Genomic DNA, 19,907 nt, shown 5'->3' with positions numbered 1-19,907 from the left:
CCGCCTCCAAAAGACAGCCTTGAATCAACCGATCAGACGCGCGTCAACCTTTGTCCACGTGGCCTAAACAGCGGCACCGGAATATACGCGGCCCCACATTCATTCCCGTAACGGCGCTATTCGATCGCATCTTGATCGATCTCTTCACGGGCGTCTCCCGCAGGAGCGACGAGCACCTCCGGTTTATCGAATTGCCGAATGTATCCAGTTGAGCCGGGAAAGCCGCAGGCTGAAGGAGCGGATACGCCGATCTCTGCTCCCCGTTCGATCCTGAAAAGTGCCGACGATAAACAAGCGACGACGCGCGAAAGACGCGCCATCGCCAACTGGGTCAACGAGGGCGGGGCGGGGGGAGAGGTACGATGACCGAGGGTCTCAGAATAGTGATCGTCGAGGACGACGCTCTAATCGCCATGGATCTTGCCGATCTGCTGATCGGTATGGGGCATGATGTCCGCGCTATAGCGGGGACCGAGGCGGAGGCTGTCGCGGCTGCTATCCGTTGCAAACCCAACCTGATGATCGTCGATGGCAACTTGGCTGAGGGGAGTGGCGTGTCGGCAATGCATCGCATCCTTGCTCGGGCTTTCGTTGCACACCTTTACGTTACCGGGGACACCGCTCAGATCCAGCGGGCGGTGCCGGATGCGGTGGTTGTCACCAAGCCCTTTTCGATGCTCGGCTTGTCAAACGGAATCGCCGCAGCACTGCGCGCGCCGACAGAAAGACCGAGCCCACAGGGGAAATAAACGGCCTCGGCCGAAGGACCCTCTAAGGACTGTCCCGAGTGCGATGCATCGATAAGTGCGGACGGGCGCCCGCTACAGCAGGTTGGCGTCCTTGACATCAACAAGGCTTGGTATCTGAAAGGCGCCGCGGGCGATGCTGGGGTTATACTCGGTCCTGGATGGCCCGTGCGGGATAGGCGTTCCATTGTGGAGTGCGACACCCAGCGCCGAAACCATCAATCTCAGTTATCATCGACATCTAGCGTGTCGATAAAACCTTCGAACAGGCTGATGACATTCGACGAAGAGATCGCATCCTCGAATTGCTGCGGGTGTATGAATTTATCGTCATACCACGGGAAGCGCGCGCCGTCGAAGCTCTCACGAAGCCACGCAAGAGCTAGCTGCACACCGGGCGAGGGCGTGCTCTTGGGACGAACGATGCAGAAGATCTCGCGTCGCAGGTGAACGCCGACGTCGAGTGGCCGCACGCGACGACTGACCGCACGCGCATAAGTCGGAAGGATGCCGATTCCACCGCCCGTTGCGATGGCGCGAAAATGCGCGGAGCTGCTATTGGTGCGAAGAGCTATCAGATCGTCTGCTGCGCTGGTTCCGAGAATATAGGGAAGCAGGTGCGATGCCACTTGGTCAGCTTCCTGCCAGACAATCCGGTGGTTCGGCCACTCGTCCACGGTTTTCGGTGTGCCGTTTTCTCGCAGGTAGCGATCGGACGCGAACGGCATGAGATGCAAGCAGCCCAACCTCTCGACGAACATCCGCGCGTCCTGCGGCTGATCGAGTTGGATCGCGATGTCGGTTTCGCCGCCGGCCACATCGCTACGGCGCATGTCGCAGATGAGAACGATATCGAGCTCAGGATGATCGCTTTGGAACTCGACGAGGCGGGGCATAAGCCAATAGGTTCCAAGTCCCTCGGTGACCGCGATGCGCACGCGCTCGCGGCGAGGCGCAGCCCGTTCATCAGATTCGAGGCTGTGACGCAGCTGCTGCATCTCGCGCGCGATTGAGAGGAGGCGACTACCTGTCGGCGTCAGCTTCAGTCCAAGTGGGTCGCGATCGGCGAGGCTTTCGCCGAGTTTGTCCTCAATGCGGGCAATGCGCCGCCGGATTGTACCGATAGAATGACGCGTAGCCGCCGCTCCGGCGCGCACACTTCCGGCTTCTGCAACATCGAGGAAAAGCTCCAGGTCTTGCCAGTCGATGCGCTTCAGCTTTTCGGCTAAGGATTTCGTGACTTTAGGCGGTACGAGGCGAGTTTTGCCCGGTTCTGCCTTGGAGGTGGGCGGCGGGATGTTTCGTCCCGATGCGACTTTCTTTTTGCATGCCCCGTTCAAACCCCTGGGCCTCCTTCGATTAAAAGCCGAATTGGCTGCCATCAGAATCGAATTCGACAAGCTGGGCAACAAGCAAATAGCGCCGCAATGGATATTTACACGCTTTGCTCAGCTTTGAGCGGTTGGGGTGGGCCAAGAATAGACCCGCCCGGGTTCATGTCGCGCTCGCGTCAACGAAGGTCGCTCGCTGTATTTGGATAACCCTTCACAACCGAAGGGATTTTTCATGTACCAAGAGACCATTAAGCCAGCCCCAATCGAGGGTTTCGAGCCTATGGCTTTTTCAGATCGTGTGATGCGCCTTTGCTCTGCGCGCGGAGGTGATCTTTCGATCCGGCCAGCAAACATTCTAGAGGCGCTCGACGCGCTAGCGCATGCGCGCCTGAAGCTCGGTGCCCTCGTGTCGGATGAAATCGCTGCGCGGGCGCTAGCGCACAATCCAGAAATCTTTCAGCTTGTCGGAAACAAGGCCAACGGCGCGCATCAGGCATTTCTCGCCTTTCTGCCGCTCAACGCCAAGGGCGCGCGTGAGCTCGTCGCCAACAGGTTTAGCGGCAAGCAGCCGGACCTTTCATTCGTCTGCACACCCGGCGAGGCGCCGCATGCCATCTACATCTGGCTGATTTACGCACCTTCCGCGCTTACTCCTACACTGCGCGCGCTGGGCCCCTTGTTGGCCCGCTTGGCTCCCCGCGGCTGCCCGCTCTTTACCCGCGCGGTGACGGGACATGCCGCCCGGCTATTTCCAGCGATGGGGTTCGGCCTCGCCAAGGCGACCTATCCGGATGCAGCTGAAGACCTGCTCGTCCTTCCGACGCGTTCGGATGTTCCGGCGCTTGCGGAAGGCACAGTCGCCCTGCCTGGCACGATCACGGTCCGGATCGCGCGTACGATGGAGGACATGATGAAGTGCTTCTCCGTGCGCGCCGCGACCTACATGGCTGAGCAGGAATGCCCGTTCGACGAAGAATTCGACGGCAACGATTTTTGCGCGACCCATTTTATCGGGGAGATTGACGGAGAGCCGGCAGGCTGCATCCGCGTTCGATATTTCGCGACGTTCGTCAAGCTCGAGCGGCTCGCGGTGCGGCAAGAGTTTCGCGCCTCGCGTTTGTCCTTCCGCCTGGTTCGCGAAGCTCTGAGCTACTGCCGACGCAAGGGTTACAGCCGTGCCTATGGGCATTCGCGCACGGACCTCACGCGCTTTTGGGGTCTTTTCGGTTTTCGGCCCATTGCGGGGCGACCGAGCTTTATTTTTTCCGATGTTGAATATGTCGAGCTCGAAGCAGGTCTGCCCGAGGCAGAAGATACCATCGCGATCGGCCAGGATCCCTATGTCCTGATACGGCCGGAAGGCGATTGGGACCGCCCGGGCCCGCTCGACCTTTCTCGCAACCGTACAGTCCCCAAGCCTCAGGCTCGCATCCACGCGCGGCTGCGCGGACGGGCCGGGTCCGAACGGGCGCAGACAGTGGTAGTGGGAGAGGCCTGATGGAAGGCTTAGGTCGAAATGGCGAGGGCCTTGCACCAGGCGGGGCGCTGGATGACACTCTGCTTGGCGGCGCGGCGGTGCACGAGACGAAGTCACCGCCGCCGCCCGGCGCGGAATTCGCTGCCTGGCTCCTGATGGCGCGGCGCATGAGAGAGGAGGTGCTCGGTGCTGAGTTATTCTCGGATCCGGCCTGGGACATTCTACTCGACGTCTATGCGGCCGAGGCACGCGGCGAGCGGGTCCAGATTAGTAGCCTCGCTCCGATGAGCAGCGTGCCCTCAAGCACGGCGCGCCGCTGGGCGCACAAGCTGGAGGAATTGGGCTTGCTCGAGCGTGACCGTGATGAGCGCGACCACAGACTCAGCTATATCCGCTTGAGCCAGTACGGCCATGACCGGATCATGCTTTTAATCAAGCGTCTCACTGCCAAGGGGCCGCCTCCGCCAATCGTTCGCTAGGATTTTCGATCGGTACGAAGATGCCGTGAGAGCCCCTTGGTGGACAGCAGTGCCCCTCGCTGTCGTCGCTGTCCTGCCGGCAGGGGCGGAAGAGGCCTTGTATGGGAAGCGAATCCGCTGCGAAGTTCGCGCTTTGCGCGCTGCACGGCCCGCTCGATTGAAGCGGCGCACTCTCCGTCGCCTATGTCCACAGCGTCAAGAAGCTCCAGCGCCTCATCCAGCCTACGGACAATCGCGAATAGGGTCTGCTGCAAGTCCTTGTTCCGTTTGATGGAGTGGGTTTCCCGATGCAATGCCGATCGTTTAGTCGCGCGTTACGCCCGATGCCCCCGCGCGTGGCGCGGGAGCCGGGGCTGGTAACATGCAAACAGACATGCGCCTGCGCTTTTAGCCGCAAGCGACCTGGACATATGCTCAGGCACCCCGGCGGAAGCTCCGCCGAGGACATCGCTGTTTGCGGGATTACCAGTCCCGGCGCTGCAGGCATTGCAGCGCGGACGAGAATCTATCATGGCCGTCGGCAAGCGCCAAGCTGATACAGACTAAGCTGGTGGGTACCGGCTAATGGCTGACGACTGAGTGTTAGAAAGGCAGTGTCCTGGCGACGTCACCACACCGTCTCGGATGTGCACCCTGTCTCATGCGAAAATGGGCGCGATCGAGTATCTCATTACGGAAAGTCGCGAACACGACGAGCACGATTCCGGCTTGGCCTCTTGGGGAGGGCAGAAGGTGGATCGCGCGCAACGTATTCAGCTCAAAACATATGATCATTCATATTTCTCGCCAGGGCTGGGTTTGCTTCGTCACGGGCGCCGATCGAGATGATGGCTTCACCAAAGACCCACGCGGCATTGGGAAGGGCTTGATTGCTCGGGAACGCAGGCCTCGCGTGGTGCGCACTTCGCATCGCCGCGATTAGGGTTGCTCCGATAAATTTGTGATTCAGCCTCCCGTTCCTTACAAATTGAAGGCGGCTGAGAGGCGATAGACGAGCTTTTCGGGGGCAATGTCTGCCGGGCTGAGCGTGACGATTGGAGCGATCTGCTTCACTTGGTCACGCATCCGCGTGCGGGCATGCGCCTCGGAGTCGCTGAGACACGCCACGAGTTCTACCGCGATCTGGCGGCACTCCCCGGTTGCCCGCGAGCGCGCCTCGATCAGGAAGGCCGGCCGGCAGGGGCCAAGCGGCGTCAGAATGTCGAATACCGGCTTCTCGATGAAAAGCTCGATGCCCCTGCGCTCGAAGGCCCTCCGGATGTCGATCAGCGCGTGCAGCGCTTCGCGCTCAAACGCAGTCTCCACGGGTATGAAGCGATGGCCGCTTAGAATGGGCTGAGCGTAGCCGCGAAGTGGCGCATAGCCATGCGCCTCCGGAAATTGGCCGACGACGATAATAACGAGATACGGTCCATCGATCGGGTTGTCCCTGGTTGATGGCGACTGCACACGGTTCGCCAGCGTCACGGGATCGCCATCGGCAACATAAACGGTCGAGCCCCGGACATGATGAGCAAAGAGGGCGAGAAATGCCTGCGGCGCATGCCCTCGCGGCCAGTGTCTGGCGAGGGCGCGCAAACCACCATATACCCGACGGCTGTGCAGCGCCTGCGGGTGAGTCCAAAAGGCGCGCCCGAGCTCAATGCCCGGCGCAAGCATGATGGCACCCGTCACCGATGTGAGTGTCCTAAATTCGTCGCCGATCGAGCGTTGGTCGCTGTCCGCGCTCAGGCAAGGGCAGTGATTGAGACCGGCCACGTCGATCAACCGCCACAAAAGGCGGGCGAGGCGCGGGACCGAGGCCTGCCGAGTGCGGTCGTCGTTCGCTTCCTCATTGGGGCGCTGAGCCAGCTTTTCTGGCGCGGGCCTGAGCACCTCAAAAAAGCCGGTTGGCGGATCTGCCGGGGCATGATGTCCACGCACCTCGCTGATCCGGTTTGTCGCCTGCTCGCGGAAAAAAGGGCAGTCGGGGTGGTGCTCGGGCCGATCTCTGCCGGTAAGCCGCCGTAGATAATAAGTCTCGGCCTCCGACAGGAAGGCAGGGGTCAGGACCGGCGGCGCTTCGCCTGCGGGCAAACAGTCGCAGGCGATCCACTTGCGGCCTAACCGCGCCTGCTGAACGAGAACGATGCCGGTCTCCTCGTCAGCGCACGAGCCATGGCCGGCGTACCAGCGCACCAGCGCCTCGCGCACGGGGATAGGGAGAGCGATATGGCGCGAAGATCGCCCTTCGCTACCGCGATCAATCAGCCACATCCGCGTGTTCCTGATCCATCGTATCCGGCATTAGCGACCCGGCGGCCCGGATTGACAGCACAGCAAGAGCAATCTCCACTTTCCCGACGGCAACAATGGAGACTGAAATGCGGGCAATTATTATCGGTTCGATAGCTGTCGTCGTCGTGTTGGCGACGCCCGCGAATGCCGATGCGCCAAAGCGCCAGGAACTCCGCCGCGCCGAGGTGATCAGCATGGGACAGCCCCCAGCAATCGCTCCGGAGGGCCGACACCCGGGTGGAGATGAGGAACCGCAAGCCGCGTTCGCAGCTGCAGCCGACTTTGCCGTGCACGATCTCCACCGGCGGTGGGTCGCCTTCCAGATGGCGGGGAGCTTCGCGGAGGCCCAGGCAGCGCCAAGCGTGTCGGATCAAAAGGACCAATTCACGCCAAGGGGGCAGGCTTCCGACAGTATGGTCGAGGTTCCGCGCGCGGCGATGCTTACAGTGCCGCCATGGATGCTTGGCGCGCAGGCGTCTTCCGCTCTTCCGGCCTTTCAGCCGGGCTGCGCGCCGCTGGCCTATCGGCCGACAGGCTTTCTTCGATGGGAGGCCGAACAGCGCCGTGCGGGTTATTATGCGATGATGAGTAGCATTGCCTGCGAGCACGGTGTTCCGGTTGGCCTGTTCGACGCATTGATCATTCGCGAAAGCCAATACCGACCCGATGCCTTCTCTCTCAAAAATGCTTTCGGTTTGACCCAGCTCATGCCTGGGACCGCCGCTGCGCTCGGCGTTGATCGATACAGCATCGAGGGAAATCTGCGCGGCGGTGCGCGCTATCTGCGGCAGCAGCTCGACCGCTTCGGCCAGTACCACCTGGCACTCGCGGCCTACAATGCCGGGCCGGGGCGGGTCAGGGAGGGGCGGGTGCCGGCGATCACCGAGACGCGCGCCTATGTCGACAGCGTGCTCGCCGACTGGTCGAGGCTGAGGGGCTTTGCCCAACCGGGTGGCTTCCCTAGCTCCGCGGCCGTTACGCCGCTTCTCTCCCGGCGAGCGGCTGTTGCTACCTTCTAGCGGTGTCATGGCGCCATCCTGAGCGCCACCGCAGCGATAGCCTTCTTTAAAGGTGGAATTCATCGCTTTGAGCAAGGCGGGCGCGCCGTTCCGTCACGGCTACCACTTCGTCCGCGATACGCTTTATCACCGCTTTCTGAAGCGGCGAAGCCCATTCTTTGCGGACTTCGGAACCGTCTAGACCGTCGAGCTCATCAAGGACTTCGATGAGCTTCTTCGGCAGTGAGACAAAAAATTCGCATAACATCATGATCAACGTCGCGTGGCGCTCGTCGCTAATCAGCTCGGCGGGCGGGAAGGTCTCAAGGTGGATGAAGGCCTGTACGATATTGGTGCCGAGCGCGTGCAGGATCGTCTCGAACTCCACCACAGTCATCTGTGTGCGCTTGGCCGGATCGCGATGGAGAAGTACCCCGAGGCGGCTTTTGCTGATGCCGGTTTTGCCGGCCAGTTTGCGCTGCGCGGTAGCGGTATCGGCCATCGTGCGCAGAATGAGCGGAACATAGTCGCGCCTTTCGGCGGTGTCGCCCAGTCCGTTCACAGACTATGCCCCAGCCTTGGGAAAAGATGACATGCCGCCCCCCATTCGCCCACCTGACAGAACAACAGGATCATGGGTAACCACTCAATGCAACAAAGGTTGGGGCCAGATTGAGCAGCTTCCCGTTACCGCTCGGTCGAGCAGCGTCCGTTAATGACGCGAGCCGCCTCCGGACGTTGGTAAGGCGGGCTTCGTTTCGATATCAAGAACTTGCAAAATCTTCGAGGTTTTCTGTTCAACGACATAGTCGAACAGGAGAAGGGAGAGCGCATCCTCAAGCGCAAGCGCGGTGCCGAGCTTTTGGCTGAATGCGGCCTGCATCGCCTCAAGATCATCAAGGCTGCGCGCCGCAAGGCCCAGATCGAGGTAAATCTCGCCGGGCCCGGGCACGATGTCGAGATGCTCACAAAGCGTCGTGACGTCGTGGTCGTGGATACGCGACCCTTCATAGGCGCGAAGTTCGATGAGCGTTGCCAGCGACTGATGCGCGAAGGTGGCGTTCGAATGAAGCCGAAGGCTCTCGGTCGTGAGACGGAACAAGTCCTCCGAGACACGGAGACGACAGTCTTGGGCGGTGCTGGTGCTGCCCACGTAGTGCTTGCCCCTTTTCTCACGGGATGTCGGTAACGGGCGGCCGAAGAGCGGCCCTTGTGACGTCCAAAGGTTGAGATTTCGCGAGTCTTGCCTTGGCGAATCTACCTTTGACAAGCGCTGTCTGCAATTGCGGGGCAAGGTGTCCCAAACTTCTGGGCGCAGCGCCCCAAATCCCGGGCCGAGTTGTCCCGCGAGACGAGGCGAACTGTCCGGTCCGGCGGGCGCTACCGCCAAATTCAAGAATATTTTGGGCGATCCGAAACGATTCCCGGCAGCCCGCTTGCGGCGCGAACGCTCGACTGGTCCCGTCACTCTTGGGCGCGGTTCGATTGCGTCTCCTGAAGTGAAGGAAACACCAACATGCAGTTTGTCCTCAAACAAAGCGGGCGAGCGGAGCTGGCGATCCTCGTCCTCGCTGGGCTCCTGTTCACCTTCTTCTGGTTCTCCGGTCCGGCATTCGCCGGCGCTGACACCACATTCGACACCGCCCTGACGAAGTTCACCGACTTCCTCGAAGGCTCGGGCGGCAAGATCATCACCGTTCTCTCGCTCGCTGGCGGCATCGTGGCTCTCGCCTCGGGTCGCTTCTCGATGGGTCAGATCGCCATCCCGGTCGGCGTCGGCGTCGGCGCGGGCACCGGCATTCCGATCGTCACCTCCACCGTCACGGCAACGATCTGAAGGGTCCGACGGTCGGTCGGAATAGCAGATCCGGTCGGCTTTTGGGGAGGGTGGTGCAATGGCCGCGGACAAGTACGTCATACCGTCTCATCTAGACGATCCTGAGCTAATCGGGCTGTGGACGATAGATGAATTCCTGGCGATGGTTATCCCGTTCGTCTGGGGAATCCTGTCTCAGCACATTCTCATTGGCGTCGTGCTTTCGGGTGCAGGCTGGTGGGGACTGAAGAAGGCTAAGGCAGGGCGGGCGACGTCTTGGCTCCTCCATTTGGCCTATTGGCATCTTCCGGCCGGGTTCACCGGCATGAAGGCCACGCCACCCTCTTATCTCCGACTGATGGCCGGGTAAGATGGAGATCACCTACACGCACGCTCAAAGCCAACGCGTCTTGAGGCAGCGCAATCTCCTCGCGATTGTATCGGTAGTGCTGGGCGTTCTCGCGGGCATTTTGCTGACGGTCACGGCGACCCGCGACCGCGAGATCGTCCTGCAGCCCGTCCTGGCACGACCCTTGGCGGTCAACAGCGCGGGGGTGTCGCGGGAGTATCTCGAGCTAATCACCCGTGACACCGCGGTGCTGACCCTCGATCGAAGCCCCTCGAACCTCGAATATTGGATGAAGTCGGTCCTCGAGATCACCGCGCCGAGCGCACAGGGCAAGATCCGCGGCGACCTCATGAAGATCGTCAACGAGCAGCGCGGCTCCTCGATCGCGCAGTTCTTCACGATCCAGACGATGGAAATCGATCCGAAGAACCTGTGGTCCACGGTGACCGGCGATCTGCACACCATCGTCGGAAACAAGGTGGTCTCCAGCGAGCGCCGGACCTTCCGCTTCGATTGGCAATATTCCGGACTGTCCCTGAAGCTCGTGGGCTTTGGAATGGTGACGACCGGCAAGGAAAAGGATCAGTGATGTCGGTCTACGCCATTGGCAGCGCCGCGACCGGCGCCGTCTTTCTCTCCCGCTATTACTGCTATCTGAGCCGGATCGTCGGCGCTTCGCTTGTCGCGTTGTCCTTCTTCCTGATCGCGGACCCTGCCTGGGCCGATCAGACGATCATGGCGTCCGATGGCAGCCAGGTTGACTGCGCCGCCTCGGCAAAAGACCTCACCAGGATCAGCCTCGTCGAGGATGAATTCGCCTCGGTTTCGAAAATCTCGACGGGCAACCCTTCCGACGACTTCTCGGTCGTGAACGAGCCGGTCCGCGGCGATATCTACCTATCGGTGCCGGAAGGGTTCGGCCGTCAGGCCCTTTCCTTCTTCGCGACCAGCAAGCGGGGTTATGTCTACAAGTTCGTCTGCCGCATCGCGGGCGAGCAGGCGGTCCAGGTGTTCATCTCGAACCCGGCGATCGCTAAGGACAAGGCCGGCGACACGGCGCCGCAAGTAGCAGCGGCAAATCCGCAGGAAACTGCCGTCGAACTCGTGCAGGCGATGTATTCGAACAGCGTCGTCGACGGCTACGAGATGCGCCAGCGAGCGCTTCGACCGGTCTATGTCGGCACCCTCAAGGTCCAGATGATCGCCGAATATCGCGGCTCCGATCTCACCGGTCGCGTCCTTCGCATCGAGAACAAGGGCCCGGCACCGGTAACGCTGACGGAAGCGACCGTCGCACCGTCGAGCGCGCTGGCGGTGTCGATCGCAGAGCCGAAGCTCGATCCAGGGAAGGTCACGACGGCCTATCTCGTCTCGCAAAACGGGAGGCAGTGACATGGCTTTGGCGGATATCTTCCGGCGCAGGCGCGCGCCCCTCGACGGGGGACCAGAAGAGGAGGGCGTCTCTCCCGTCTCGAGCGATCTGACCGCGAACGAGAGCGTTCGCAAAAAGCAGCGGCTGTTGCTCGCGGGCGTCGCCGGTGCCGGGCTCATCGCATCATCGTTTTGGATCTTCGGCAGCGATGGCGGAAAATCTGCGTCCTCCGAGGGCGATGCCGCCAAGGTCGAAGTCTCGACCAAGGACATGGTCAACAAGAACCTCAACCAGCAGGAGTGGATGGCGCTCTCGGAAAACCAGATGCAGTCGGTCGAAAACCAGCTGAAATCGGTCAACGGGCAGCAACAACGGGTCGACCAGCTCGCCCAGCAACTCGAACTGCTGAAAGGTGAGAATCAGGCGATGCGTGCCGACGGCGCGCGGGTGCTTTCAGCTTACCAGGCGGAGAATGACCAACTCAGGCGGCAGGTCGCTTCCAAGGCAGCACCGCCCCCGCCGGCGCCCGGCCCTTCTGCGATGTACGGTCCGAATGGCGTCCCGAACTACCAACGCCCCGACGGCGGCCCCGCTGGACGGCCCGTGCCTACCGGCAGCGGCGCCGAGGTCAAGATGGTCAGCTTTCAGACGGCGGACACCGGCACAGCTACGCGCGTCGCGAAGGGCACTACGACCTACAGCGACAGCATCAACTATCTGCCGCCAAACAGCTTCGCGAGCGCCAAGGTCATCGTCGGCGTCGACGCGAGCGCCGGGGTCAACAGCCAGACCGACCCGTTGCCCGTGGTGCTTCGCGTCACTGGGCCAGCACGCTCGGTCTACCAGAACGGCAAGCTCCTCACGACGAAGATCGAGGGCTGCCTCATCAACGGCGCGGCGCGCGGCGACCTCTCGAGCGAGAAGGTCTACGTCAAGCTTCAGAAGATGACCTGCCCACAACCTGGCGGTCGCTATGCGGTGTCCGAGGTGAAGGGTTTCATCGCCTTTGGCGGCAAGACCGGCGTGCGTGGGCGCGTCGTCAGCCGCGAGGGATCCCTCGCGATGCAGGCTTTCCTGGCCGGCCTGGTCAGTGGCGGCGGCAACGCGCTCAACACCGCCTTCAACCAGCCCCTGGCGACCATCGCCAATGACGGCGAGGGCAGCATCAACCGCACGCCCAATTTCGGCAGCGTCGGCCTGCGCGCGCTCGGCGGCGGTGCTGCGGAGTCCGGCAAGGACGTCTCGAAATATCTGATCGAGCGCGCCGAGCAATATCAGCCTGTGATCGAGATGCCGACCGGCATCGATGTCGAAATCGTCTTCCTGGAGGGTGTGTATGTCCGCAATTGATCGACTGCGAAAGCTGCGTCTTTTCACGCGGCGGGCACCTGTCCTGGTGGCGATCAGCGCGATCTCCGTAGCCGGCATCGCACTGGCGGCCGACGTGGCGGGTCCAGACGAAGTGAAGGTCACTGGCCTTCTGAAGGCGCGCCTGCCGAAGACTGAAGTCTCCAAGGTCAATTGCGAGAAGATCGAAGGGCTCTGCGAGGTGACCGCGGGCGCCAATCTCTTCTACGTCAATCACGGTGCTCGCTATCTCATCATCGGCCGCGTCTACGATATGGAGACGCGCCAGGATCTGACGGCGGCCCGGCTACTCGAGATCAACCCAGACATGCTGGTCGGCGGGGCTGCGAAGGCGAATGCCGCCGCGGCTTCCGGCGGCGGGGAAGGTGAGGGCGAGGTCACGGCAGCGGCGGTCGGCAGTGGGCGGACCACGGTCCCCGTGCGCCCCGCTCTTCTGAACCTGACCGGCCTGCCGAACGAGGGTGCGATCGTTTGGGGCAATAAGGCGGCCAAGCAGACCGTCACCATCTTTACGGACTTCCGCTGTGGCTATTGCCGTGCGCTCACCAATGTCTTGCGCGGTATGGACGTGAAAGTGGTCGAGCGGCCGATCTCGGTCCTCGGCAGCCGTGACATTGCCGATCGGGTCTACTGTTCCAAAAACCAGGAACAGGCGCTTCATGCCGCTTACGCGGGTGAGCCGTTCAAGGCGCCAGCTGCGTGTGACACCAAGGGCCTCGATGCCAATGAGAAATTCGCCCAGAAGAATGGCCTGAACGCGACGCCGGTCATCGTCCGCAGCGACGGCGCAATCCTCGAAGGCTATCGGCCGAAGGAGTTCCTCGAGGCCTGGCTCAGGGGAGCGAAGTCGTGAGCTGGCGGCTGGGTCGATCTCGCCGAGCACCGCTCCTACTCGGATCGGCCGCTCTGGCGGCGCTGACTCTGCTCAGTGGGTGCGCGACGTTCGGAAGCAACGTGAGAGGTAGCTTCTCATGCGCCGCACCCGATGGCATCTGCGCGCCTTCCTCGTCGATTGACGATCGCGCGCTGGCAATGATCTCGGGGGAGAGTGGCAGAGACACGGTGCCCGCCGGACCTTATATTGAAACCCGCCCGAAGACGCGAACGTCTCGGACCGCTGCTGCCAGGCAGATTGTGCCTGTCGAGCCCAGGGATGCGCGGCGTACTCAGGAGCGTGTGCTTCGGATCGTCTTCCAGCCCTATATCGATGAGCGCGGCCGCCTACACGAGACGAGCGCGGTCCACGCGGTCGTGCAGAGCGGCGAATGGCAGCAGCAATCGCTGGCATCAGCGACCGCTATTCCTGATCGCAACGCGTCGTCGATGCGCACGATGCCGGAGTCGCTCGCAGAGGCCGTCGATCGCGCTGACCCTGCGATCGTCGATGTCGCGGCGATCGATCCTGATCTTCCTGATCCTGCGGCGGTGGCCGCTGCGCGGGCGCGCAGTGCCGATCCAGTCGCAGCGATCAAGTCCGACGTTGCGGCTCGCCTAGCCCCCAAGGCGGGCCGCAACGCCCCGGCACCCGTTCCGCCCGCGGAAAGGGGTCAGGCGCAGCCGGCGGAAGCTCCCAAACCGCTGCCAAGGGCCGCTGGTTCAACAGGTAATCCAGGCGCAGCGCCAGCCTTGTCGAAAATGACAAATGCCACTCCGTCCGGTGTGGCGACGCCGCCCAAAACGACCATCGGCGCCGAGGCGATCGCACGGGTGAAAGCCAGTCCACAATATCAAGCGCAGGCAACCGAGGCTCCGGACACGGCGCGAAGCGCGGTCGCTGGAGGGGCGCTGCCAGCAGCCAAACCAGATGCCAAGCCAGTCGTCCGCGCCGCAGGATTCCCCGCGTCCGTGCCGCAGGAGAATTGAGATGGCGCAGCGCTTTTTCGATGATCTCCTCTCCGGCGTGTTCGGCGACAGCAAGCGCCCCGACGCCCAGCAGCCGGATCTCGCGGTTCCGATGCTCGCGCATTGGCTGCCCTATCGCAGCTACGATCCGAAGACGGGTATCTTCTACAACAGCGCGTCGCGCGGATTTGTGATCGAGGCGGCGCCACTGGTTGGAGCCGACGAGCGCACCGGCGAAATCCTGGCACAGTTCCTATCCGAGGGCATTCCAGCACCGGGATGTTTGCAGATCCACCAGTGGATGTCACCGCGCATCGGCGAGCGGCTCTCGAAATGGTATCTGCCGCGCTATTCGGCCCGCGGCGTCTACGAACGGATGGCCAAGCACCGCGTCGATTTTCTGACGGACGGTGTCTGGGACTCGTTATCGGCCGACGCGCCATTCTGCCTCCGCAACCACCGTGTCGCAATTTCTTACTCGACCCCAGAATCGTCGAGCGTGTCTGTCGAGCAGATCGTCTCGGTGATGGAAGGGATCATCTCTTCGCTGGCCTCGATCAACGTGGCTGCGCGCACGATGGATCCGGTGGCGCTGATCGGATGGATCGACGACATCACTTCGCCGACCACCGCCGCTGGCGACGACGCCGTCAGCTACAATCCGCTCGATCCGATCGCGGACCAGGCAATCCGCCGCGACATCGAGTTGCAGGTCGAGCCGGATCGGATGTTGCTGCGGACCGAGCGCTTCCGCCCGACCGGCAAGACGGTCAACGGCGCGCCTGAGATCGGCGAAATCTATCCCGACGTGTTCGATGTCCGGTCGTTCTCCGTGCGCAATCTGCCGACGCGCTGGGCGCCGTGGGACGTGGCACGTCTGATCGGTGACATGTTCACCGACAAGCTCCGCATGCCGTGCCCGGTTGCGACCAACCTGTGCATCGATTTTCCCGACGCCCAGGCCTCGACCAACAAGGCCAGCTTCAAGTTCATGCGGACGACCAGCCTGGCCGATTCCAAGTCGTCCAAATTCCTGCCGCAGCTGCGCGATCAGTCGCAGGAATGGCGCTACGTCAACGAGGAGATCCGGCAGGGTCGCAAACTCGTCCGAGTGTTCTTCAGCGTCACTGCCTTTTCTCCCAAGGGTAAGGGCGACAGCAACGAGCGCGTGCTCAAGTCCGTCTACCGGGCTGCAGGCTGGGACCTGCTCGACGACCGCTACCTGCAAGTCATGGGGCTGCTTTGCGCGATGCCGATGACGATGGCCAACGGCCTGTCGAAGGACCTCGAGCGCATGAAGCGGATGCGGACGCTGCTCACCACGACGGCGGCCAATCTGGCACCGATTCAGGGCGAATATCTGGGCGGCCAGATACCCCATTTGCTGTTGATCGGCCGGCGTGGCCAGCCTTTCTTCTGGAGCCCGTTCGAGAATGCCGCCGGCAACCACAATGTCGCGGTCTTTGGCAAGTCGGGTTCAGGCAAGTCGGTCGCGCTCCAGGAGCTGTGCGGCTCGCTCTGCGGCGCCGGTGCGAAGGTGGTCGTGATCGACGACGGCCGCTCGTTCGAGCACTCGGCAAAGCTGCAGGGCGGCGCCTTCGTCGAATTCACAATGAGCTCGGGCTTCTGCCTCAATCCCTTCTCGATGATCGACCAGGCTCAGGCTGCTGAGGACGAAGACTATCTCCTCGACTGCATGGCGATGCTCAAAGCGATCATCAATCAGATGTCGCGCCACATCAACGTGCTCGATGACACCGAGCGAGGCCTGATCGACGGTGCGGTCAACCAAGTCTGGGAGGAGCATGGCAGCAAGGGCTCGATCGATCTGGTGATCGCAGCCCTGGAGGCGACCGGCAACGTGCTGGCATCTAATCTCGGGATCGCGATGCGGCCCTTCTCGTCGGGAGGCACGTACGGGCGCTTTTTTCAGGGTGAAGTCTCGTTCGAGCTGCACGCCCAGCTCACCGTCTTCGAGCTGTCCGACCTCTCGGCGCGCGAGGAACTGCGCAGCGTCGTGCTGACCGCGATCATGTTCATGTCGCAGCAGATGATGCGCAAACTTGATCGCTCGATCCCCAAGGCGCTTCTGCTCGACGAGGCGTGGCAGATGCTCCGTGGCGGCGCGATGGCCGACTTCATCGAGACCTATGCTCGCACTTGCCGGAAATACGGCGCGTCGCTGGTCACCGCGACCCAGTCACTCAATGATTACTACAAGTCGGCCGGCTCGATCGCCGCGCTCGAGAACTCGGACTGGTTCGTCATCCTCCAGCAAAAGCCGGAGACGATCGCGGATTTCAAGAAGCACGATCGCTTCGAGATGGACGATTACACCGACGCCTTGCTGCGGTCGCTGAAGCGCAATGGCTTCGAATATTCGGACATCATGATCAAAGGGCCCGACACGCTCGCTGTCGGCCGCCTCGTGCTCGATCCCTATTCGGCCACGCTCTTCTCCTCGAGCCCGAGGACATTCGCTGCGATCGACGCGCTGATCGCAGAGGGCATGAGCATGGACGAAGCGATCGAGCGGATCGCCTTTCCCGACAATCCCGAAAAATGGGTGAGCAATCTCGTCGAGGCGGACGAGATCGCGATCGCCGCGGAGTAGGATCATGGCGACGGACGCTGACGATGTGACGACCTCCATTACGCGCAAGGGCAGGTTGACGGCGGCCGAGTGGCGGTCCGTCCTCTACTTCACGCTCCATGGGTTTGGATTCTTAGGTAGCACGTTGCTGATCACCTGGGGGCTGTTCTTCCTGTTCTTCCTCGCGATCGGGGGCTTCTCCTTCGACGGCTTCATCCACCAGCTCAACAATTTCACCACGCGCTATGTCGCCGCCGATCAGGCCCGGACCGGCGCATTTCTCAACATTTTCGCGATCGCGCACATGATCCTCTCGGCGGCCATCATCACCTTCCGCCGGGATCGCATCCTGCCCGACCGCACGCAGGAAGGGACCCGCGATCATGGCTGATCAACCCGAACTCGACCTCCCGCCCGCACCTCCCGCGTCCCAAGCCGCGCTTCCAAAGCGCCGGGTTGGCTTTGGAGGCTTCACGCGACAGCAGATCATCATCGGCCTGGTCACGTTGGCGCTGTTGATCTGGGGGATGTGGGTCACGCGCGCTCTCACGGCGCCGAAGCAGGATCACATCGTCTCGGCCAGGCTGTCGGCGCTGGTGGGCGATTATGTCGAGGCCCAGCGATTTTCGGGCTCGCCGCCCGATCGGGTCCAGTCCGAGATGAGGGCTTTCATGTCTTCGCTCGACAAGGAGCTGCAACGCCGGAGCGAGGGCGGGCAAGTCGTGCTGGTCGGCGAGGCGGTCCTCACCAAGAATGTGCCGGACATCACGGAGAGCCTGAAGAAGGCGGTGTTCGCGTCCGGGGTTCCGGAGCCGAAACGCGTTTCCGTCGAGCAGCTGCAGCGCATGCAGGAGCTGTCGGCCGCTCAGGCTGCGCTCATCGCCGCGCGGCAACCGCCCTTGGCACCGTCGGGACAGATCGACCCTATGGCTGGTGCGCAGGCGATCTCTCCGCAGGATCCGTCCGCCAGCGGTTCGTTCGCGCAACCGTTGCCGCAGCCGGCGCCTGGGCAGGTGTCCGGACCGTCGATCTCAACCTTTGGAGGCCCCGATGGCAACGGCGGTCAGTGAGCTCTCCGCCCCACGCTGGCGGCCGCGCAAGCGCATGTGGGCGATGCTGGTCGTTGCGCTCGTCGGAACGGGGCTAGTTAGTGCGATGAGCTCATGGCGCGACGGCCACGTCTTCCTCATCAACGCGAGCGATTCCCTCCCCAATTGGGCTTTCCTCATCCGCCGGCACCAACCGCCGGCGCGCGGCGACTACGTGTTCTTCGATCCGCCGCAGAGCGCGCTTCTGCGCCGCCATTTTGGGACGAAACCTCAGATGTTCGGCAAGATCGTCTATGGCATGCCGGGCGATGTGGTCGCGCACCGCGGAATGGTCGTGACGATCAACGGCAAGCCCATCGGGCAGATGAAACCGCTCACGCGCTTTGGCGAGCCGCTGACGCCGGGCGCGGAGGGCGCGATCCCCTCGGGTTGCTATTATGCCGGGTCTCCCCACCGCGATGGGTTCGACAGCCGTTACGCCGAAATCGGTTTCGTCTGCGGCCGCCAGATTGTCGGTGTCGGGGAGCCCGTGCTGTGAAGCGGCTGCTCGCCGTTGGTGGAGCGGCCGTGCTCCTCGGTATAGCCGCCTTTGCCATGAGCCCTGCGCGCATCGAGGCGCGTGACTATGGGCAGACTGGCCAGGCCTTCCCGGTCATCGAGCCGGATCTGCTTTCGACGATCGAAGCGCGGTTGAAACGCGCTGAGGCGACCGGCGAACTCGCGCGCACCAACGAGATGTTCGCCAAGCGCGTCGAAGCGAAGGTTCGGCGACCCACTCCCGTTGCGGGTCTTTCACCTGCGACCGAGACCAGAGACTGGACCTATGACCCGACTGTCCAGCTCGAGCACGATATTCGTGACCAGAAGGGCAACCTCATCGGCCGCGCCGGACAGCGCATCAATCCGCTCGACTTCGTCGCGATCAAACAGGCGCTCGTGTTCGTCGATGGCGACGATGCAAATCAGATCGCCTGGGCCACGAGCCGGTACACCGATCTCAATGCCAAGATCATTTTCGTCAGCGGCTCGCCAATCGAGGAGATGACGAACCGGAAACGCCGCTTCTACTTCGACCAGGAGGGCAAGCTCACCTCACGTTTCGGCATCGAACATACGCCCGCGGTCGTGCAGCAGAACGGCCGCGTGATGCGTGTGTCCGAGCAGGCGCTCGAGAAGGGGAGGGCCGGTTGATGCCGCTTTGGCTCGACCTTCTTCGCACGCCGATGGCTGCGCCGGAGACCCCTGCGCTTCGTCGCATGCGGTTCACCTGGCAAGCGCTATGCCTCACTTGCGCCCTCGTCGTTGGTCTCTTCTCGCCGCTGCGCCACGCGATTGGCCGCGTGGCGCCAATCGGCGCCGCCCTGATCCTGTTCGCGACCGCCGCACACACCTGTCTTTACCTGCTCCGAAAGCAGCGCGCCGACCGAGCTTTCCTTGAAAGCGTGGGAGGGGGCGAATGACCGGGCTGCCTCGCCGCCTCTTCGGCCTCTTCGCGTTCTTGCTTGCGATGATCGCTCTGGCGCCCCCGGCAACCGCGGCCGGGCCGACCTGCAATGGCAAGTTCGTCAATCCGATCACCGATGTTTGTTGGTCCTGCCTCTTTCCGCTCTCCGTCGGCGCCTTGAAGATTTGGCCGAGCAGCCGCCCCGATCCCAGCAATCCCGCATCGCCCATCTGCGCCTGCGCCGACCCGCTCCCGCGCATCGGCATATCGGTCGGGTTCTGGGAGCCGGCGCGCCTCGCGGACGTGACGATGAAGCCGTGGTGTTTCCCCAACCTTGGCGGCATCCGGATCGCGCCAGGGTTCGATATCGGTCAGGGCTATCTGACCGGGCCGTCCATGGTCGGCGGCCGCTCCCAAAGTACGGCAAAATGGCACGTCCACTGGTATGTCTATCCGCTTCTCTACTGGATGGAGATCCTGACCGACTTCGCCTGTTTCGAGCAGGCGTCATTCGACATCGCCTACATGACCGAGGTCGATCCGCTCTGGCAGGATGACTCTCTGGCAGCGCTGATCAATCCCGAAGCGATCGTCTTCGCCAACCCAATCGCCCAGGCCGCGTGTGCGGGCGACTGTATCGCCGGAACCGTCCATCTACCGCTCGATCCGCTATTCTGGTGCGCCGGTTGTCAGGGCTCGATGTATCCGCTCAACGGGAACATCCCGTCCTCGATCGGGCACGTCCAATCCTCGCGGCTCGCGC

At 62.5% G+C, this 19,907-nt stretch carries 22 protein-coding genes; 18 read left to right on the top strand and 4 right to left on the bottom strand.

Annotated features, from left to right (window positions below; genetic code table 11):
• Positions 1-362 precede the first annotated feature (362 nt).
• Positions 363-749 (top strand): response regulator, encoded by a 387-nt coding sequence (locus QMG56_RS16705; RefSeq protein WP_281823467.1) that lies wholly within the window; start codon positions 363-365, stop codon positions 747-749.
• A gap of 221 nt (positions 750-970) precedes the next feature.
• Here QMG56_RS16705 and QMG56_RS16700 read toward each other — a convergent pair whose 3' ends face one another.
• On the bottom strand, positions 971-2,128 hold the full coding sequence (locus QMG56_RS16700; RefSeq protein WP_281823465.1) for a LysR family transcriptional regulator: 1,158 nt from the start codon (positions 2,126-2,128) through the stop codon (positions 971-973).
• Positions 2,129-2,360: 232 nt separating this feature from the next.
• On the opposite strand from QMG56_RS16700, the gene QMG56_RS16695 reads away from it, so the two are divergent.
• The gene (locus QMG56_RS16695; protein WP_281823463.1) at positions 2,361-3,578 is read left to right on the top strand and encodes a GNAT family N-acetyltransferase; all 1,218 of its coding nucleotides are present in this window, start codon (positions 2,361-2,363) and stop codon (positions 3,576-3,578) included.
• Entirely contained in the window at positions 3,578-4,036 is a 459-nt protein-coding gene (locus tag QMG56_RS16690) for a MarR family transcriptional regulator (RefSeq protein ID WP_281823461.1), read from the top strand. The genes QMG56_RS16695 and QMG56_RS16690 overlap by 1 nt, the downstream gene beginning before the upstream one ends.
• 960 nt (positions 4,037-4,996) lie before the next feature.
• Here QMG56_RS16690 and QMG56_RS16685 read toward each other — a convergent pair.
• On the bottom strand, positions 4,997-6,292 hold the full coding sequence (locus QMG56_RS16685; RefSeq protein ID WP_281823459.1) for a hypothetical protein: 1,296 nt from the start codon (positions 6,290-6,292) through the stop codon (positions 4,997-4,999).
• A 107-nt stretch (positions 6,293-6,399) separates the two neighbouring features.
• On the opposite strand from QMG56_RS16685, the gene QMG56_RS16680 reads away from it, so the two are divergent.
• A complete protein-coding gene (locus tag QMG56_RS16680) occupies positions 6,400-7,332 on the top strand; it encodes a lytic transglycosylase domain-containing protein (RefSeq protein WP_281823458.1) in 933 nt (310 codons plus the stop codon).
• Between the two features lie 46 nt (positions 7,333-7,378).
• Here QMG56_RS16680 and QMG56_RS16675 read toward each other — a convergent pair whose 3' ends face one another.
• Both QMG56_RS16675 and QMG56_RS16670 read right to left on the bottom strand, forming a co-directional pair.
• Positions 7,379-7,873 (bottom strand): XRE family transcriptional regulator, encoded by a 495-nt coding sequence (locus QMG56_RS16675; RefSeq protein WP_281823456.1) that lies wholly within the window; start codon positions 7,871-7,873, stop codon positions 7,379-7,381.
• A 150-nt stretch (positions 7,874-8,023) separates the two neighbouring features.
• Positions 8,024-8,413 (bottom strand): hypothetical protein, encoded by a 390-nt coding sequence (locus QMG56_RS16670; RefSeq protein WP_281823455.1) that lies wholly within the window; start codon positions 8,411-8,413, stop codon positions 8,024-8,026.
• A 414-nt stretch (positions 8,414-8,827) separates the two neighbouring features.
• On the opposite strand from QMG56_RS16670, the gene QMG56_RS16665 reads away from it, so the two are divergent.
• The 14 genes from QMG56_RS16665 to QMG56_RS16600 all read left to right on the top strand — a co-directional run.
• On the top strand, positions 8,828-9,148 hold the full coding sequence (locus tag QMG56_RS16665) for a hypothetical protein (RefSeq protein ID WP_281823453.1): 321 nt from the start codon (positions 8,828-8,830) through the stop codon (positions 9,146-9,148).
• Positions 9,149-9,206: 58 nt separating this feature from the next.
• Positions 9,207-9,497 (top strand): type IV conjugative transfer system protein TraL, encoded by a 291-nt coding sequence (gene traL / locus QMG56_RS16660; RefSeq protein WP_137788430.1) that lies wholly within the window; start codon positions 9,207-9,209, stop codon positions 9,495-9,497.
• Position 9,498: 1 nt separating this feature from the next.
• The gene (locus QMG56_RS16655) at positions 9,499-10,065 is read left to right on the top strand and encodes a type IV conjugative transfer system protein TraE (protein WP_281823450.1); all 567 of its coding nucleotides are present in this window, start codon (positions 9,499-9,501) and stop codon (positions 10,063-10,065) included.
• Entirely contained in the window at positions 10,065-10,868 is an 804-nt protein-coding gene (locus QMG56_RS16650; RefSeq protein WP_375713717.1) for a type-F conjugative transfer system secretin TraK, read from the top strand. Before QMG56_RS16655 ends, QMG56_RS16650 begins: the two co-directional genes overlap by 1 nt.
• Position 10,869: 1 nt before the next feature.
• On the top strand, positions 10,870-12,198 hold the full coding sequence (locus QMG56_RS16645; RefSeq protein WP_281823447.1) for a TrbI/VirB10 family protein: 1,329 nt from the start codon (positions 10,870-10,872) through the stop codon (positions 12,196-12,198).
• Complete coding sequence (locus QMG56_RS16640; protein ID WP_281823445.1) at positions 12,185-13,069, top strand: DsbC family protein; 885 nt, start codon at positions 12,185-12,187, stop codon at positions 13,067-13,069. Before QMG56_RS16645 ends, QMG56_RS16640 begins: the two co-directional genes overlap by 14 nt.
• Entirely contained in the window at positions 13,066-14,079 is a 1,014-nt protein-coding gene (gene traV, locus QMG56_RS16635) for a type IV conjugative transfer system lipoprotein TraV (protein WP_281823444.1), read from the top strand. Before QMG56_RS16640 ends, traV begins: the two co-directional genes overlap by 4 nt.
• 1 nt (position 14,080) lies before the next feature.
• A complete protein-coding gene (gene traC / locus QMG56_RS16630) occupies positions 14,081-16,672 on the top strand; it encodes a type IV secretion system protein TraC (RefSeq protein WP_281823442.1) in 2,592 nt (863 codons plus the stop codon).
• Positions 16,673-16,676: 4 nt separating this feature from the next.
• The gene (locus tag QMG56_RS16625) at positions 16,677-17,042 is read left to right on the top strand and encodes a hypothetical protein (protein ID WP_010405691.1); all 366 of its coding nucleotides are present in this window, start codon (positions 16,677-16,679) and stop codon (positions 17,040-17,042) included.
• Positions 17,035-17,721 (top strand): TrbI F-type domain-containing protein, encoded by a 687-nt coding sequence (locus tag QMG56_RS16620; protein WP_281823440.1) that lies wholly within the window; start codon positions 17,035-17,037, stop codon positions 17,719-17,721. The genes QMG56_RS16625 and QMG56_RS16620 overlap by 8 nt, the downstream gene beginning before the upstream one ends.
• Entirely contained in the window at positions 17,702-18,238 is a 537-nt protein-coding gene (locus QMG56_RS16615) for a S26 family signal peptidase (RefSeq protein ID WP_281823439.1), read from the top strand. Before QMG56_RS16620 ends, QMG56_RS16615 begins: the two co-directional genes overlap by 20 nt.
• Positions 18,235-18,891: a type-F conjugative transfer system protein TraW gene (traW, locus tag QMG56_RS16610; protein ID WP_281823438.1), complete on the top strand. Its 657-nt coding sequence runs from the start codon at positions 18,235-18,237 to the stop codon at positions 18,889-18,891. Before QMG56_RS16615 ends, traW begins: the two co-directional genes overlap by 4 nt.
• Positions 18,891-19,160 (top strand): hypothetical protein, encoded by a 270-nt coding sequence (locus QMG56_RS16605; RefSeq protein WP_088183803.1) that lies wholly within the window; start codon positions 18,891-18,893, stop codon positions 19,158-19,160. Before traW ends, QMG56_RS16605 begins: the two co-directional genes overlap by 1 nt.
• A partial coding sequence (locus tag QMG56_RS16600) for a TraU family protein (RefSeq protein WP_281823432.1) occupies positions 19,157-19,907 on the top strand: 751 nt, incomplete at its 3' end. The genes QMG56_RS16605 and QMG56_RS16600, both read left to right, overlap by 4 nt.

The organism is Sphingobium sp. BS19, assembly GCF_027925545.1.
In the GTDB taxonomy this organism is placed as follows: domain Bacteria; phylum Pseudomonadota; class Alphaproteobacteria; order Sphingomonadales; family Sphingomonadaceae; genus Sphingobium.
The sequence above is the reverse complement of the archived record's forward strand: the minus strand, read 5'-3'. Positions and strand labels throughout refer to the sequence as shown.

What these genes read in the sequence shown, in the direction of transcription:
- QMG56_RS16640 (WP_281823445.1), top strand. Translation starts at nt 12,185, where the DNA reads ATGTCCGCAATTGATCGACTGCGAAAGCTGCGTCTTTTCACGCGGCGG.
- QMG56_RS16690 (WP_281823461.1), top strand. Translation starts at nt 3,578, where the DNA reads ATGGAAGGCTTAGGTCGAAATGGCGAGGGCCTTGCACCAGGCGGGGCG.
- traL (WP_137788430.1), top strand. Translation starts at nt 9,207, where the DNA reads ATGGCCGCGGACAAGTACGTCATACCGTCTCATCTAGACGATCCTGAG.
- QMG56_RS16665 (WP_281823453.1), top strand. Translation starts at nt 8,828, where the DNA reads ATGCAGTTTGTCCTCAAACAAAGCGGGCGAGCGGAGCTGGCGATCCTC.
- QMG56_RS16705 (WP_281823467.1), top strand. Translation starts at nt 363, where the DNA reads ATGACCGAGGGTCTCAGAATAGTGATCGTCGAGGACGACGCTCTAATC.
- QMG56_RS16655 (WP_281823450.1), top strand. Translation starts at nt 9,499, where the DNA reads ATGGAGATCACCTACACGCACGCTCAAAGCCAACGCGTCTTGAGGCAG.
- traC (WP_281823442.1), top strand. Translation starts at nt 14,081, where the DNA reads ATGGCGCAGCGCTTTTTCGATGATCTCCTCTCCGGCGTGTTCGGCGAC.
- QMG56_RS16625 (WP_010405691.1), top strand. Translation starts at nt 16,677, where the DNA reads ATGGCGACGGACGCTGACGATGTGACGACCTCCATTACGCGCAAGGGC.
- QMG56_RS16695 (WP_281823463.1), top strand. Translation starts at nt 2,361, where the DNA reads ATGGCTTTTTCAGATCGTGTGATGCGCCTTTGCTCTGCGCGCGGAGGT.
- QMG56_RS16605 (WP_088183803.1), top strand. Translation starts at nt 18,891, where the DNA reads ATGCCGCTTTGGCTCGACCTTCTTCGCACGCCGATGGCTGCGCCGGAG.
- QMG56_RS16615 (WP_281823439.1), top strand. Translation starts at nt 17,702, where the DNA reads ATGGCAACGGCGGTCAGTGAGCTCTCCGCCCCACGCTGGCGGCCGCGC.
- QMG56_RS16685 (WP_281823459.1), bottom strand. Translation starts at nt 6,292, where the DNA reads ATGTGGCTGATTGATCGCGGTAGCGAAGGGCGATCTTCGCGCCATATC.
- QMG56_RS16700 (WP_281823465.1), bottom strand. Translation starts at nt 2,128, where the DNA reads ATGGCAGCCAATTCGGCTTTTAATCGAAGGAGGCCCAGGGGTTTGAAC.
- QMG56_RS16650 (WP_375713717.1), top strand. Translation starts at nt 10,065, where the DNA reads ATGTCGGTCTACGCCATTGGCAGCGCCGCGACCGGCGCCGTCTTTCTC.
- QMG56_RS16645 (WP_281823447.1), top strand. Translation starts at nt 10,870, where the DNA reads ATGGCTTTGGCGGATATCTTCCGGCGCAGGCGCGCGCCCCTCGACGGG.
- QMG56_RS16680 (WP_281823458.1), top strand. Translation starts at nt 6,400, where the DNA reads ATGCGGGCAATTATTATCGGTTCGATAGCTGTCGTCGTCGTGTTGGCG.
- QMG56_RS16620 (WP_281823440.1), top strand. Translation starts at nt 17,035, where the DNA reads ATGGCTGATCAACCCGAACTCGACCTCCCGCCCGCACCTCCCGCGTCC.